The organism is Leptospira jelokensis, assembly GCF_004769635.1.
GTDB lineage: Bacteria > Spirochaetota > Leptospiria > Leptospirales > Leptospiraceae > Leptospira_A > Leptospira_A jelokensis.
Genome location: NZ_RQGH01000026.1, coordinates 757,745 through 772,151, shown reverse-complemented (window position 1 = coordinate 772,151; position 14,407 = coordinate 757,745). Strand labels below are relative to the sequence as shown.

Annotated in this window: 10 protein-coding genes; 3 read left to right on the top strand and 7 right to left on the bottom strand. The window is 38.7% G+C overall.

The window, feature by feature from the left end; all coding sequences use genetic code 11:
* Positions 1-29 precede the first annotated feature (29 nt).
* The 3 genes from EHQ62_RS13590 to EHQ62_RS13580 all read right to left on the bottom strand — a co-directional run bounded on the left by EHQ62_RS13590 (position 30) and on the right by EHQ62_RS13580 (position 4,994).
* Positions 30-1,103 carry an alkene reductase gene (locus EHQ62_RS13590; RefSeq protein ID WP_135643593.1) on the bottom strand — a complete coding sequence of 358 codons (1,074 nt, stop codon included), beginning with the start codon at positions 1,101-1,103 and terminating at the stop codon, positions 30-32.
* Positions 1,104-1,208: 105 nt separating this feature from the next.
* Complete coding sequence (locus EHQ62_RS13585; RefSeq protein ID WP_135643591.1) at positions 1,209-3,227, bottom strand: 7TM diverse intracellular signaling domain-containing protein; 2,019 nt, start codon at positions 3,225-3,227, stop codon at positions 1,209-1,211.
* A 6-nt stretch (positions 3,228-3,233) separates the two neighbouring features.
* Positions 3,234-4,994, bottom strand: coding sequence for a hypothetical protein (locus tag EHQ62_RS13580; protein ID WP_135643590.1), 1,761 nt, complete (start codon positions 4,992-4,994; stop codon positions 3,234-3,236).
* A gap of 130 nt (positions 4,995-5,124) precedes the next feature.
* On the opposite strand from EHQ62_RS13580, the gene EHQ62_RS13575 reads away from it, so the two are divergent.
* From EHQ62_RS13575 to EHQ62_RS13565, 3 genes are all read left to right on the top strand, one after another.
* Positions 5,125-6,354: a PAS domain-containing sensor histidine kinase gene (locus tag EHQ62_RS13575; protein WP_167482877.1), complete on the top strand. Its 1,230-nt coding sequence runs from the start codon at positions 5,125-5,127 to the stop codon at positions 6,352-6,354.
* Between the two features lie 95 nt (positions 6,355-6,449).
* On the top strand, positions 6,450-7,595 hold the full coding sequence (locus EHQ62_RS13570) for a hypothetical protein (RefSeq protein ID WP_135643586.1): 1,146 nt from the start codon (positions 6,450-6,452) through the stop codon (positions 7,593-7,595).
* Between the two features lie 53 nt (positions 7,596-7,648).
* Positions 7,649-8,674, top strand: a complete 1,026-nt coding sequence (locus EHQ62_RS13565) for a pirin family protein (RefSeq protein ID WP_135643584.1) — start codon at positions 7,649-7,651, stop codon at positions 8,672-8,674.
* A gap of 45 nt (positions 8,675-8,719) precedes the next feature.
* On the opposite strand, the gene ilvD is transcribed toward EHQ62_RS13565, so the two are convergent.
* The 4 genes from ilvD to EHQ62_RS13545 form a co-directional block, all read right to left on the bottom strand.
* A complete protein-coding gene (gene ilvD / locus EHQ62_RS13560) occupies positions 8,720-10,396 on the bottom strand; it encodes a dihydroxy-acid dehydratase (RefSeq protein WP_135643582.1) in 1,677 nt (558 codons plus the stop codon).
* A gap of 70 nt (positions 10,397-10,466) precedes the next feature.
* Positions 10,467-11,108, bottom strand: a complete 642-nt coding sequence (locus EHQ62_RS13555; protein WP_135643580.1) for a hypothetical protein — start codon at positions 11,106-11,108, stop codon at positions 10,467-10,469.
* Positions 11,105-13,783, bottom strand: a complete 2,679-nt coding sequence (locus EHQ62_RS13550; RefSeq protein WP_208720681.1) for a TonB-dependent receptor plug domain-containing protein — start codon at positions 13,781-13,783, stop codon at positions 11,105-11,107. The genes EHQ62_RS13555 and EHQ62_RS13550 overlap by 4 nt, the downstream gene beginning before the upstream one ends.
* The gene (locus tag EHQ62_RS13545; RefSeq protein ID WP_135643578.1) at positions 13,780-14,361 is read right to left on the bottom strand and encodes a TetR/AcrR family transcriptional regulator; all 582 of its coding nucleotides are present in this window, start codon (positions 14,359-14,361) and stop codon (positions 13,780-13,782) included. Before EHQ62_RS13545 ends, EHQ62_RS13550 begins: the two co-directional genes overlap by 4 nt.
* Positions 14,362-14,407 lie beyond the last annotated feature (46 nt).

Sequence of the window (14,407 nt, the reverse complement as noted above, 5' to 3'; positions counted from 1 at the left end):
TTTCGGAACATTTGAGGCGCCCCAACAAATCAAGCTAATGGATAATCGGTATAACCTTTTTCCCCAGGAGTATACAGGGTTGCCTCATCAAAATTGGCAAGAGGTAAATTCTTTTGGAATCGTGTGACCAAATCGGGATTTCCTAAAAATGGTTTACCAAAAGCCACCAAATCAGCGTTACCTGACTCAATGTCTTTATTTGCTCTTGTTGCATCGTAGCCACCACTTAAGATTAATGTACCCTTAAAATGCTTTCGAATGGCTGATACTGTTTTAGGTTCTACTACTGGTGCTCCCATAGATGAATGGTCTACCAAATGAATGTATACGATTCCGATTTCATTTAATTTTTCTGCAAGAAGTGAATATTCGTCATGTGTCTCTGCAAAAGGAAAAAGGTCATTAAATGCTCCGTAGGGAGACAATCGAATTCCAGTTTTTTCTTTGCCAATCGCATCACTAACAGCCTTGGTTACTTCTAATACAAAACGAATTCGATTTTCATTGGATGCGCCGTATTCATCTGTCCTTTGGTTGGAAGAAGGATGTAAAAACTGCTCAAGCAAGTACCCGTTCGCTGCATGAAGTTCGACACCATCAAATCCAGCTTCAATTGCGTTTTTAGATGCCATAACAAATTCTTGGATTGTAGAATGGATTTCTTCTTTTGACATTTCTTTGGGAACTGGATGGTCCAACATACCTTGTTCATCGGTCCACATTTTTCCTTTTGCAAGAATGGCTGATGGACCAATCACTTTCGCTGTTTTGGGTAAATTCAACTCATGGCCTATGCGACCCGTATGCATTAGTTGGACAAAAATTTTACTGCCTTTGTTGTGGACTTTTTCGGTGACCTGTTTCCAGGCAGAGGTTTGTTCTTTGGAAAAAATTCCTGGTATCCTCGCATAACCGAGACCATTCGGAGAAGGAGAAGTTCCTTCTGTAATGATTAACCCGGCTTCCGATCTTTGTTCATAGTATTTGGCAACAATATCGCCAGGTACATTGCCAATGGACCTAGAACGAGTCATGGGTGCCATAACGACATGGTTTTTTAATTCTAAGTTGCCTAATTTTGTTTTTTCGTACAATCGATTCATATAAAATCCTAGTGAGCCTCTTTAAGGAATAGACTTACCCGGCCATCCATTTGATGTAAAATAATTCAATATTAAACCATTACCGGGGAAAAAATACAACTTCTCTTACAAATCGAAACCAAGGATGGTCAAGTCGTCTTGCCGGTCTGGCCCATTTTGGAAATGTTCCAAGGTTTGGAGTAGGTTCTCCTCTACCTGACCTAGTGGCAAATCCTTCGTTGCCATTAAAAATTTGTGTAAATTTTCTTCTCCAAATTCTTCATTTTTACTATTGAAGGCTTCGTATACACCATCGGTAAAAACAAACAAACGATCACCTTCATGAAACTTTGCGAAACTTAGATCATAATGAGTTTGTTTTTTTAATCCTATCATCCTTCCAGTTTTTGTGAGTAATTCTTTTTGGCCGTCATGTAATAGAACCGCTGCGGGATGACCAGCGGATGCAAATTGGATTGTTTTTTCATTAAAGTTTATATCTAAAATCATTGCTGTTAACAAACTATTTAATGAAACAAAATTATCCATAAATTCATCATTAAAGATTTCTAGTATTTGATTAGGTTTTAGTTCAAATTCTTTGATAGGATCGTATAGTCCTTTGATTGCCATTGTAATCATGGCAGCATGTACTCCGTGTCCTGTTGCATCTGCTATTAAGATTCGGTAATTTGCATTTTGTAATCGGATGATATCAAAAAAATCACCTCCCACTTCGGAAACAGGGAGGTAACGATACACTAATTTCAGTTCTTTGAGTAACTTGGGGTCTACTTGGATCGAATTTTCTTGGATATTTTTTGCAACAAAAAGATCTCTTCGCATCGCACTGAGAGTTTGATTTAATTTGAACGTTCTTTCTTTTACTTTTTCTTCTAAATCTAAATTTGATCTTTCTAAATTATGTTTTACTTTGGATTCAGCAATTTCCTTTTCTCGGATGATTGTATTGTATCGATCTGCTAATGCAAAAGCAAGTAACATCATCTCGGCGGCAGAACCATATTGTGGCCCCTCAATGGTAAAAACATTTGTTGGAATATAACCAAGAGCCCTCAAAGTCGAGACGATAAGTGCCAAAAATAAAAATGCAAATGCTAATAGAAAAAAATATGCGATTCTTTGTTTTTTAAGAGAACACATTACCCCAATGATTAAAATCCAAAGGGATGTGATCGAATGACTGATTACCAACCAACGAATAAAAGTATCAAAGGAAAGGATATAAGCAATCGACAATATGATTTGTAATGCGATCAAAACGAGATTGATTGGATCCAATTTTGGAAGAATTTTTTTGGTTTGCAAAAGGTTACGCATGAAAAGAAGGAAAAGGATGAGGACAAGTGAGATAAATAGGTTGATCGCATATTGGTCTAACCATGGAGAATTTTTCCAAATGTATTCAGAGGCAATGCCATTATAAGCAGCAATCGTGATGGCAATACTGAAGACTACAAGGACATACAAAAGATAACTTTCGTCCCTTAAGATAAAAAATAAAAACAAATTAAAAATGATCATCGCAATCGTTATGCCAAAGTAGAGTGCCTGCATTACATGATCATCGATTTCATGTCGGTCATAAAATTTTTGGCGCCAAATTTGAATGGGAAGGTTGATTGCATTTGGTGAGTTTACTTTTAAGAATAGTTCTGTTTCCGAATGTTTGGCAAAACGTAAAGGAAACACAAAAAAACGAGATTGGTAAGGCCTTTTTTCGACTGGCACCGAATAACCAGAAGGGATTCTTTTTATCCCAAGTTTTTCTTTCACATATAAATCTAAGGTTTTGATGCGAGGGTAGGCAATCACCAAATTGGAATGAATTTCCTCTTCTGTTGGATTACTGATATGGACTTTTAGCCAAAATGTAGATTTGGAATAAGAAAAATTAAATGCTTCCTCCGAAGAAGGAAATGTTTGGAATTTGTTTTTATATGTTTCCGATTGGATTTTATCCCAATCTAGATTTAGAGTTTGGTCTTCAAACACTAACATTGATTTTGCTAAGAATATCGGTGTTTCTCCCAAGTTAGAAAGGTTTACAGTAGGAGTTTCGGGGAAAATAGATGTCCCTACACCAAAAATGAGAAAGAGAGACAAAAGTTTCTTAACATACATCTGTCATCACCCTCCGATACCATTTTTCGTTTCCGAAAACAAATTACATTTGTAGAGACGATTCCCTTTTACAAAAACCAAATCTCCTAGAAAACTTACACTGATACCATCTGGGCCTTGGAAAATATTACGAAATACAATCTCTCCTTTTGTTCCAAAAACCATGACTTCCACTTGGTTTTCTTCGCTGTATTCATCATAACAAGATAAAATCGCAACGGTATGTTTGCCATCAAAGGTAAAGGCACTTAAAACTTCCGATTGGATTGGATAATTTGTGAGGACGTTCCCCAAAAGATCCAAACATACGATTGTTTGGTAATCATTTGTGATCAAAATGGTTTCTTCTGTGATGACAACCGGTGATTTACTTGTGCCAAAGGAATGGGGGCTAAGGGTATCCGTCGAAGTTAATTCCAGTTCTTTTTGAATTTCTAACTGATCATTAAGGATATAAGAATGATCACCAGAAAATGGCATCAAAATTCCATTTGCAAACTCGATCGGAGGTGATGCCAAGGTAAATGGCAATTCCACTCCAGAAATCTTTGTATCATAAAATCGTTTTTGTTCACCAGTTTGGATATTGTCGATAATGGAATAATAGTAATAAAAACGTAATTTCGAATCAATGAAGATTGGATGGAAATCAGATTGGTATTGGAAAACAACTTCTGCGTTTGCATCCAAGGCAAAAACACCTTTCAGGGAGTGGAACAAAAGGATATCTGATTCTGTTTCAAAGGTATTGCCAGAATATGGTTCATTGTTAGGTGATTTTATCTTACTTAAAAGTTGTTTTTGATTTAAATCGTAAACATGGATTTCGTTTGCATGTGGGAGGTAAAGTTTTCCTGATACGATCGAAAATTGAAAATTATGGACGATTCGATTTTCTGATACATCTCTTTCTTCTGTTGATAAAATCTCATAACAACGAAAGGCAAGCGGAATGGACAAAAGTAAATTTCCTTGTAAATCGAATACAAGCAGTTCGTTCGGTCGATTGAGTTTCGAAAAATATTCGGATCCTTTTTGAAATCCTTGGTAATAACATAAATATCCAGAATGGTAAAATAAATAAGGGATGTTGATCCCTTCTACGAAGGGTGGTTTTACTGATTGTTTCCAAAGGATGGTTTGTGATTGGGAATGAATCCCATATAAACTGTAATCAGAATTTTTTTTTGTGATGGCAACAAGTTGGTCAATCGTTATCCATTCCGTTCTTAGAATCTCTTCTTCCAAAGGAAAAGAAACGATCGTTTGGCTTGAACTTGGGAATCCCTTTTCTTTTTGTTCGGCATACTCCTTCGGAAATTGATTTTGGTACCATTTGCGAATCCATCGTTTGGCAGAACCAGTCAATCGCATCTCCCTTGTTTCAAAAAGGGATTTTAGTCCAAGTTGCTCTTTTGGTGCGAGTTTTTCCAAAACCTCTTCAAAAAATGAATACGGAAACTGAGATTCAAAATGAGTGATGAGTCCCGATAGATTAGGATTGCGGATGAACTCGGAACGTTCATCGTCCATACATTCGGCAGTTTGTTCGTAGTACTCAGGATAGGTGGAACGAGGATCTCCAGTTCCTCTTACACGGATCCACCAAAAATGGTGGCAGTCTTTGCATTCATAAATTTCCGAATAGGGAGTGAGGGCGGCTCCTACGATTTCGTCAGTGGAAAAATGAGGTGTTTCCCTTTCGTCTTGGACAGGTTCTAACCTAGAAAACGATTTTTCACCTTTTTGACAAAAGAGACAAGCCATAGAAGAAGGAGTTAAGTTAGAACGAATCCTTGGAATTGGTCAAGTGAATTTCCATTTTGTCAATTTCTCCTAAATCGATTACTTAATTCTTGGCAAATTTTTAGTAACTGCTTTAATCTTGTCATATCCTATGTCACTCGGCCAGAAGTCATACGAGGCTCTTTTAGAAGAGATAAAAGAGTTAGAAAAAGAGAACCAGATTCTTAAAAGTACAATCAAAACTGCCGATATCCAACAAACAAAGGTTAGTGATCTATTACAATTCACTCAATATTCTATTGATTCAATTTCTGATTCTATTTTATGGGTGGATCAAAATGGAAAGTATATTTTCGTAAATAATGCCGCTTGCATCAATTTCGGATATACGAAAGAAGAACTTTTATCCATGACTATGTTCCAAGTGGATCCGTTATTTACTAAAGAAATTTGGGATGCACATTGGAAAGAAATCTTAGAAAAAAAGACGTTTACCTTAGAAACAATCAACAAACGAAAAGATGGTTCACTATTTCCAATTGAGGTCACTGTCAATTTAGTAGAATATGGTGGCAAACAATACAATTGTGCCATTGTTCGTGATATCACCGAACAAAAATTAAATGAAGCAAAACTCAAACAAACTGCATCTCGTTTGGAAGAGGTCAATGCCACAAAAGATAAATTTTTTTCCATCATCGCTCATGATTTGCGTGGCCCACTTGGAACCCATCGCGAATTCTCTAAACACTTAAGTGAAAGGATTTCTGATTTTAGTGATGCGGAACTTGAAATCAATTTACAAATATTATCAGAATCATCGGACAATTTGTATTCCTTGATGGAAAATTTATTGAATTGGGCGCGTAACCAAAGTGGACACATCCAATTCCAACCTGTTCGCATCCACATCCATTCATTAGTGGAATCCATTATCGAATTATTAAAATTATCATTCCAAAAAAAACAAATCCAAGTCCAAAACAAAATTCCAGAAACACTCGAAATCATTGCCGATCAATTTATGATCGAAACCGTTTTTCGTAACCTACTCAGCAATGCTTTAAAATATAGTTTTCAGAACCAAACCATCACCATTGGGTATGAACGGATTCGAGACGAAGCAAAAACTCCCCTCTTCACTCATCGTTTTTTTATCAAAGATGAAGGTGTGGGTATGACAAAGGACCAAGTAGGATCACTCTTTCGATTGGACAAAAAGGTTTCTACTTTGGGTACAAATTCAGAAAAGGGAACAGGGCTTGGACTCATTGTCAGTAAAGACTTTGTTGAAAAACATAATGGAAACCTTTGGGTGGAAAGTGAACCGAAAAAAGGAAGTACTTTCTTCATTGAACTAGGACATATCGCAATTGAATGAAATGAATTTCGCATATGAAGGATTTTTTTGATTCCTTTCCCTAGTTGTTTTCTTTTTTGAATGGATCACGAAACGAGAGTTTGCATTTTTGAAGAATGCGAAGTCAGTTTCTTATCCTGTTTATTTTCATCAGTGTTGTTTCCTTTCCTTTGATTGCCGAATCTGAAATCGAAGGAGGTGATCTCTACGTTCCAAAACCAAAACCGCAAGAGAAAAAATCTTTTTTTGGAACTAGACTTGCTGTCCTTGAACTGGCGGGAGAGTTTGTGCAAACACCTTCAGAAGGTGGTCCACAATCTGTTTCTAGCATTTTAAATTCTGCAAGGGTTGCTTCGAGTTTTGCCAATAGCACCGCATCGAATAATTTAAACCCTCCAGGCATCATCACGGAAAGTGCTGAGTCAAGGCCTGCATCTACCATCTCACCTCGGATCAAATATTCTCATCAGTTTGCTGAAGATTTTTTTATCGGTTTTGTTTATGCAAAAGGGGAACAATACAACGATACAAGGACAAGTTTTAGTACTAATGGTCTTTATCTAAATGATAAGATCCACTCGGGTATCAATGAAGTGGGTTTTCGCATTGGAATGGGTCCCCTCAACTACTTAACCGAATCTTCTTCATCAGAATTAAGTTTTAGTTATTCGGAACTTTCTTCCAAAGGCCCATTCCAATCTTTCCAAATCAAATTCCCATTTTTACGGACAGGAGAACAAACGGTAACAGAAGGTTATGCGTTCTCTACTGGTACGGTAGAATTTCGAACCAAAAACTATGGAATGAATTATGGATTTGCCACTTCTATATTGGATTGGCTGAATTTTTATATGATGATGGATTTAACTGTTTTTGCAGGCCAATTAAAACTCCTCAGTTATGGCCTCGAAACCTCATCAACAGGAAGTTTAAACGCAAGTAACCAAGTGGTATTTTCTTCTCCCGTATCAAGGACAGACATTACAGTTTTCCAATCAAAAGAAGGATTATCACGTGGGCTCGGTGGCGCGTCTGTTTCATTTGAACTTGGTCTAGTTTGGAAACTGTTTGATACACTGGGCATCAAATACGGTGGATTTTACCAAATTTCATCCTTTAGTGTTTCGGAAGTGACTGGTTATAACTTTGGTCCTGGTAAAACGCCAGTGGAACTTAGCTCCGTTCCTGATATCAATTCATCCCAAAGTTCCAAAGAATTTGGCGCTTTTGGTGTGAATGTATCTCTTGTGAAAAACTTTTGATCTAGTTTCCTTGTCTTATCATTAGAGGGTGAACCCTTGGTGATAGGACAATCATGAAACACAAATCCATCTTATATGCGCAAAAATTAGATTTCCAATGGCCGACTTCGGACCCATTCCTCTTCTGTGTCCACCACGAAGATTTTTATCCAAATGGGAATGGTAAATTTGGACCGAATGCTTCCTTACAAGGCAGACAAATCGGGCAAGATTTTGTTGGAAAAGATGGCTGGAGGATGTATCACGGCGATACCATCCCAGGATTTCCTGGCCACCCACACCGTGGATTTGAAACTGTCACCGTCGTGCAGCGAGGGTTAGTTGATCATGCGGATTCCCAAGGTGCTGCTGGTCGTTATGGGGATGGAGATGTACAATGGATGACAGCAGGTGCAGGAATCCAACATTCTGAGATGTTTCCACTCATCAATGAATCTAGCGAAAACACCTTAGAACTTTTTCAAATTTGGTTAAACTTACCCGCTAAACATAAGTTTGTTGATCCACATTTCAAAATGTTTTGGAATGAAGACATCCCTGTGAAATTAATAAAAGACCAAAATGGAAAACAGGTAAAAATCAAAACCGTAGCCGGTACATTGTTTGGTGATAAGGCATTAGACCCTCCTCCAAATTCATGGGCGGCCGATCCAAAAAACGAAGTGGGAATTTATATCATCGATTTGGATCCTGAAGTGCAATTTGTACTTCCGAAAACTGCAGTTGGAAACAATCGGAATTTGTACTACTTTCGAGGGGAAGGACTTGTTTTGGATGGAACACAAGTTCCTGGAAAACATATGTACAACCTAAAAAGTGATGAAACTGTAGAAATGCGAAACGGATCTGAAGTGGGAAGGATTCTTATTTTGGAAGGAAAACCAATAGCCGAACCAGTGGTGCAATATGGACCTTTCGTGATGAACAAACAAGAGGAAATCCAACAAGCGTTTGACGACTATCGCAAAACACAGTTTGGTGGTTGGCCTTGGGATTCTTATGATCCCGTCCATGTTGGCAAAGGTAGATTTGCCAAACATGCGAACGGGAAAGAAGAATTCCCTTCAAAAACAAATTAAACTGTATGTAACAGTTCGAATGGTTACAGGACGGACTTCGGTTGTTTACCGGTCCGTCAAACAACCTGTACTTGCATCTTTTACCATTTGGATGTACTTCCAAAGATAACCACTTGTCACTCGGTAAGGTGGTTTGATCCATTTGGCTCTGCGTTTCTCTAATTCTCCTTCGCTGACCTTGAGATCCAATTGGTTGGTGCGCGCATCAATCGAAATCACGTCCCCATCTTGGACAAGGGCTATTTCTCCCCCTTCCATTGCTTCAGGAGTGATGTGACCCACAACAAATCCATGGCTTCCACCAGAGAACCTTCCATCCGTAATGAGTGCGACATTGTCTCCGAGTCCCGCTCCAATGATGGCAGAGGTTGGTTTTAACATCTCTGGCATCCCGGGTCCCCCTTTCGGTCCCACATAACGAATGACAACAACATGGCCTGGTTTCACTTTACCGTCGCGGATCCCTTCGTTTGCCTCCACTTCGGAATCAAAACAAATGGCTTTGCCTTCAAACTTTTCACCTTCGTGGCCTGTGATTTTTGCCACAGCACCTTTTTTTGCAATGTTGCCATATAACACTTGTATATGACCTTCTTTTTTAATTGGGTTACTAACAGGTCGAAGTAAGTCTTGGTCTTTTGGGAGTGCTGGAAGAGATTCTAAATTTTCAGCAATGGTTTTACCAGTGACTGTCATACAAGTTCCATCCAACATACCTTCGCTTAACATGAACTTCATGATAGCAGGTGTGCCACCTATGGCAAACAGATCTTCCATTAGATACTTTCCACTTGGTTTCATATCCGCAAGGAGTGGGGTTGTATCTGTTACCTTTTGGATTTGTTGAAGGTCTAAATCAATTCCCATTGTCCTTGCAATTGCAATCATATGAAGGGCTGCGTTGGTTGACCCACCAAGGATTGTAATCACACGCAAAGCATTTAAGATGGATTTAGGAGTGATGATATCAGAAGGTTTGATGTCTTTTTCCAGGAGATTGTACATATATTTTCCGATCTCTTGGCATTCCTTCTTTTTTTCTTCGCTACGTGCAGGGGAAGAAGAACTATAAGGCAAACTCATTCCCATCACTTCGATGGCGGTTGCCATTGTATTGGCAGTATACATCCCACCACATGCACCAGGGCCAGGGCAGGAATTTCTAATCACTTCTCTGAAATCTTCTTCTGAAATTTTACCGTTAATTTTTTTCCCATAGGCTTCAAAGGCAGATACAATATTTAATTTTTCCCCTTTAAAGTGGCCACCATTGATGGTTCCACCATACACCATAATGGAAGGTCGATTGAGCCTTGCCATTGCCATGATGGCACCCGGCATATTTTTATCACAACCGGCAGTGAAAATGAGTCCGTCATAAAAATGAGCACCTGAAATGGTTTCGATGGAATCAGCGATGATCTCTCGGGAAGGCAATGAATACCGCATCCCATCATTTCCATTCGTAATCCCATCACTCACACCAATGGTATTGAATAATAACCCAACCATTTGTTTTGTATCAGTGACACTTTTCTTTTGTAATGCAGAAAGAGTTGTTAGATGCATATTACAAGGATTCCCATCGAATCCAGTACTTCCAATTCCGACAAAAGGTTTGTTAAGATCTTCATAAGGAACACCTGATCCAATGATCATGGCTTGGGAAGCTGGGAGAGATTCATCTTGGGTTAAAACACGGCTGTATCGATTCAAACTCATAATTTACAATTTCCTTGGGAATAAAGTCAATTTGTATGAGTGGAAGAGAAAGGAAAGCGGATTTTCAAACTTAAGGAAGTGCGATTTCTAGTAGGACTTTGTTTTCAACATTTTCTTTTGCTAAATCTTTTTCCCAATCTAAATACTCTAAACGCAAACAGTTGTTAGCTTTGTCTCGATTCGCCTGAGGTAAAAATCCATTTGCTGTTATGGCATTTGCTGCCTTCGCAATTTTACCCCTAGCGGATTCTAACCATTGGATTTCAGAAAAATTTGCCAGTCTTACGTTGGCAGTTGGTACGAAACCCGATCCCTCACAGGATTCAGTTACTTGGAAGAGATACCGCGATTTCAAATTTTCGCTACTCGCATTGGAAGTGGCTGATAAGGTTAAAATGCCCGACTGTATAATGGATTCTTGGCAATCAGGGGTTCTACTGAGTAAGGCATTTGCTTCAGCGAAATTTAGATTCACTTCGGCTTGGGTCACAATGAGTTGGTTGTGGTTACAGACCCCAAGTGGCCGACGGCTACAGGTCCTAGAATTGGCATTCGTATCCGTTTTGATACAGTTCCCAAAATTCCTTTGCCAGTATAAGGTCGTAAGGATCCAAGTTTGTTTTTCCTCTTGTTTTTTCTGTAAGTCTTTCCCTGATTCAAAACATGAAATTAGGAAAAGGAGGCAAAAAAATAAAATTGATGACTGTTTCAAAATCGAACCTCCATTCCAATGTTGATGAGAGGAATGATGGCCATCTTTCCATTTGGAGTTTGTGAAATGATATAGGGAGAATTCACTGTATCGTAGGTGGGGCTTGGATTTTGGTTCCTTTGGAAATTTTTCGTATTATCAAATTCAAATCCCGCTTGGTTCCTTCGCCCATAAAAATTCACAAACTCAATATAGGTATTGATATAACCCCAAGAAAAATTTTCAATCCGATCGATTCTTAAATCAAATTGATGGAATGGTAAAAAACGATCACTGTTGTAATTGTTGGAATAGTTAGGAAAATACAAATTGAGTCCAAAGGTTGCCGCTTGGTTTGCTCGCGTAGCACCCGTTATGGGAGTATATGGAGTTCCCGAAAAATAACGAAACCTTCCTCCTACCATCCATTCTGCATTAAACTTATATCCAAAAACAAGGTTTAAGATATGGGTTCTGTCGAGATCATATAACTCTTCTTTGTCATTATTATAGATTAGCTCCAAATTGTTATCATCATAATAATTGAGGTAATTGGTTCCCAGTTTGGATTGGGCAAGAAGGCGCCTTGTATTATTTTGTAAGGTACGATTGCGGAATTCTTCACTTGTGAGACGTGACTGGTTGTTGATGCGTTTTGTGATGGAATTCGTGTAAGATATCCATCCGAAAAGACCTGATTGTTCTCTGGGATCCTTGGATTTCTTCAAAAAAATTTCGACTCCTTCCGAATACCCATAACCGGCGTTAGAGTAATTTAGGTTTTTAGGAGTGACGGGATTGGCAAAAACCTTGGCCGTTTCATTCACAAAGATCCGGGTATCATTATTTAGAGCATAAGGATCTACAATATAAGAATCAGGAACAATGATGTTTTGGAAGATGTTACGAAACCCTTCAATTTTGAACTGCCAATGGTTCGCAAATTCTTGGCTTAATCCAAGTGAATTGTGTTCGGATCTTTCCATAAACAAATTGGGATTTCCTGATTTTTTTGATAGGGCTTCCACTGAAACTGGGGCATTGTAGTGGATCCCATGCCCGAGAAGTATGGTTGTTTTTGTTGTATCGAAAACATACCCTGTCGTGATCCTTGGAGCTAAATTACTTTCGTTACTCCCCGAATAATGGTCGATCCTTGCACCTGGTGTTAGGCGAAAACCTCCATATTTAAATTGGAATTCGCTATATGCAGATTTTTCGCGGTATCGAATTCGGTCTCCGTCGATCACAGATCGAAACGCTGCATTTGAATTGAGTAAGTCATTAAAGATATTAAAAAATAATCGATTGTAAGATGATATATTTTCTCCTTTTAATGTTGTTTCTCGAAATCTCCCTTGAACACCTACTTCCAATTTTAAGTGTTCTTCCCACAATTCCCACTCCAAAGCATTTTGAACATAGGTGATTGTGTCTGATGTTCGGTTTTGCAAACCAAAGATATTTTCAGCAGTGAGTGGGTTTGTGAATCTAAGTTCAAAAAATTCATCAAACCAAGTCCGTGAATAGGACAAGGTATTCCGAAATGATTTCCCTTTCCAAATATAACGGAAGGCATCAGTACGAAACATGCGATCAAGACCAGTAGGCGGCCTTGGGTCCTCGCCTCCCCTTTCAAAATCTGCTTGGGCTTTGGTATAGGCTTGCCTATCACGAGTTCCAAATGTTTGCACTGTGAGTCTGTGGTCAGAATTGATGTCCCAAATCATTTTCCATTGGTAATCATGGTATTCGGCATACTTCGCATCTTCTGGAATCCCTTGTGGATAGGTTTGCAAAAGGACTACGTTTGGATAATTTTTACGCCCAGAACTGATCATGGTAAGACCAGGCAAAACCTTTGTTTGGTTGTAGATATCAGATAAAAACAAATTGATATTGATGATGGTTTTGTTTTCATCTACACGGTCTGTGCCTTCAATGGCAATGATCCCACCAGTCGCATAACCATACTTTGCTGGAAAAGCACCAGTATACACATCAAACGATTTGATTAGATTATTGTTGAGGACAGACGATTGGTTTCCCAAATGAAAAGGGTATGGAAGTGGAAATCCATCAAAGTAGTATTGGTTTTGTCTAGTTCCACCTCCTCGTAAAGAAAGATCACCTCTTTCGCTATTCGAATAAGGATTCCCTGTGATCAAATTGGTTCCAATGTTTGTAAAAACTGATGGCAAAATCCCAACAGGTGCTCCTATCACAACACCCGGAACGGTTTGTAAGGCTTTTAAGGAATCTCCGGAAACACCTGGCAATCGTTTGATTTCTTCTTGGACAAGCCCATACCGAGAAAGTGGGGTTTTATCCCTTTCACCGCTCACCAAAATTCCCGTTAGGTTTGTTTCGGAAATCGTAACAAGGATCACTTGGCCTTTGTATCGCACTTCTCGAAACATTGATTCCGTTTTGTCGGCTGTGGAAACTTTGATCTCGTAATACCCTGGCTCGGGAAACGTTAGTTTGGCGATCCCTTCAGAATTTGAGATCCCACTTGATTTTCCTTTTTTGGAAATGACAACAGCATTGGGAACTGGTTTCCCTGAGTTGGATTTCACGATTTGGAAAATGACTTCGAGATTCCCCTCTCCCCATATTGGATTAACCTGTAATAGGAATAACAAAAAGTAACTGGAGAGAAACGAGAAGGAAAATCGAAATGAGTTTTGTTTCATTCTACGGTAGGAATCAAATTCTCTGCAATTTTATACAGTTCATCTAGTGATTTTTTATCATCTAGTAAACGGTAACTTTGTAAAACACCTTCATAGACAATGAACAACTGTTTAGCGAGTGATTGGCAATCTACATTTGGCTTTGTAAATCCATTTTGGATGGATTCTTTTAAAAATTCAGACAAACAATTGATGGTTTCATTTGCTATTCTTTCAATTTCAGAAAGGATGTGTGTTTCTCCAGGATGGATTTGGGCACGAAAATTTGCCATCCCACAACCATACAATTGTGACATCCTCGCTTCCCTAGAAAGGATTCGTACCCAAGCCTTGATAAAGTCCAATGGTTTTGGATTACGTTTCATCAAGGTTTTCAGAAGGTTTAAATTTTCATCGGAATAAAGTTTTAAAACTTCTTTGCCCAACTCCTCTTTGGATGAAAAATGTTGGTACAAACTCGCCTTAACCGTTTTTGCTTCCTCTACGATTTGGTTTAAGCCAGTCTCCGCATAGCCTTGTTTTAAAAAAAGGTTACGGCTTACCGTAAGCAGGCGGAGTTTCGTCGGTTCCTTTTTCATTTCTGTCCCAGGATGCGAAAAAACAAAATCCGAGCAAGAAATACAC

Bases quoted from the DNA above. Each gene is read 5' to 3' on its own strand.
- EHQ62_RS13590 (WP_135643593.1), bottom strand. From the start codon at position 1,103: ATGAATCGATTGTACGAAAAAACAAAATTAGGCAACTTAGAATTAAAA.
- EHQ62_RS13585 (WP_135643591.1), bottom strand. From the start codon at position 3,227: ATGTATGTTAAGAAACTTTTGTCTCTCTTTCTCATTTTTGGTGTAGGG.
- EHQ62_RS13580 (WP_135643590.1), bottom strand. From the start codon at position 4,994: ATGGCTTGTCTCTTTTGTCAAAAAGGTGAAAAATCGTTTTCTAGGTTA.
- EHQ62_RS13575 (WP_167482877.1), top strand. From the start codon at position 5,125: ATGTCACTCGGCCAGAAGTCATACGAGGCTCTTTTAGAAGAGATAAAA.
- EHQ62_RS13570 (WP_135643586.1), top strand. From the start codon at position 6,450: ATGCGAAGTCAGTTTCTTATCCTGTTTATTTTCATCAGTGTTGTTTCC.
- EHQ62_RS13565 (WP_135643584.1), top strand. From the start codon at position 7,649: ATGAAACACAAATCCATCTTATATGCGCAAAAATTAGATTTCCAATGG.
- ilvD (WP_135643582.1), bottom strand. From the start codon at position 10,396: ATGAGTTTGAATCGATACAGCCGTGTTTTAACCCAAGATGAATCTCTC.
- EHQ62_RS13550 (WP_208720681.1), bottom strand. From the start codon at position 13,783: ATGAAACAAAACTCATTTCGATTTTCCTTCTCGTTTCTCTCCAGTTAC.
- EHQ62_RS13545 (WP_135643578.1), bottom strand. From the start codon at position 14,361: ATGAAAAAGGAACCGACGAAACTCCGCCTGCTTACGGTAAGCCGTAAC.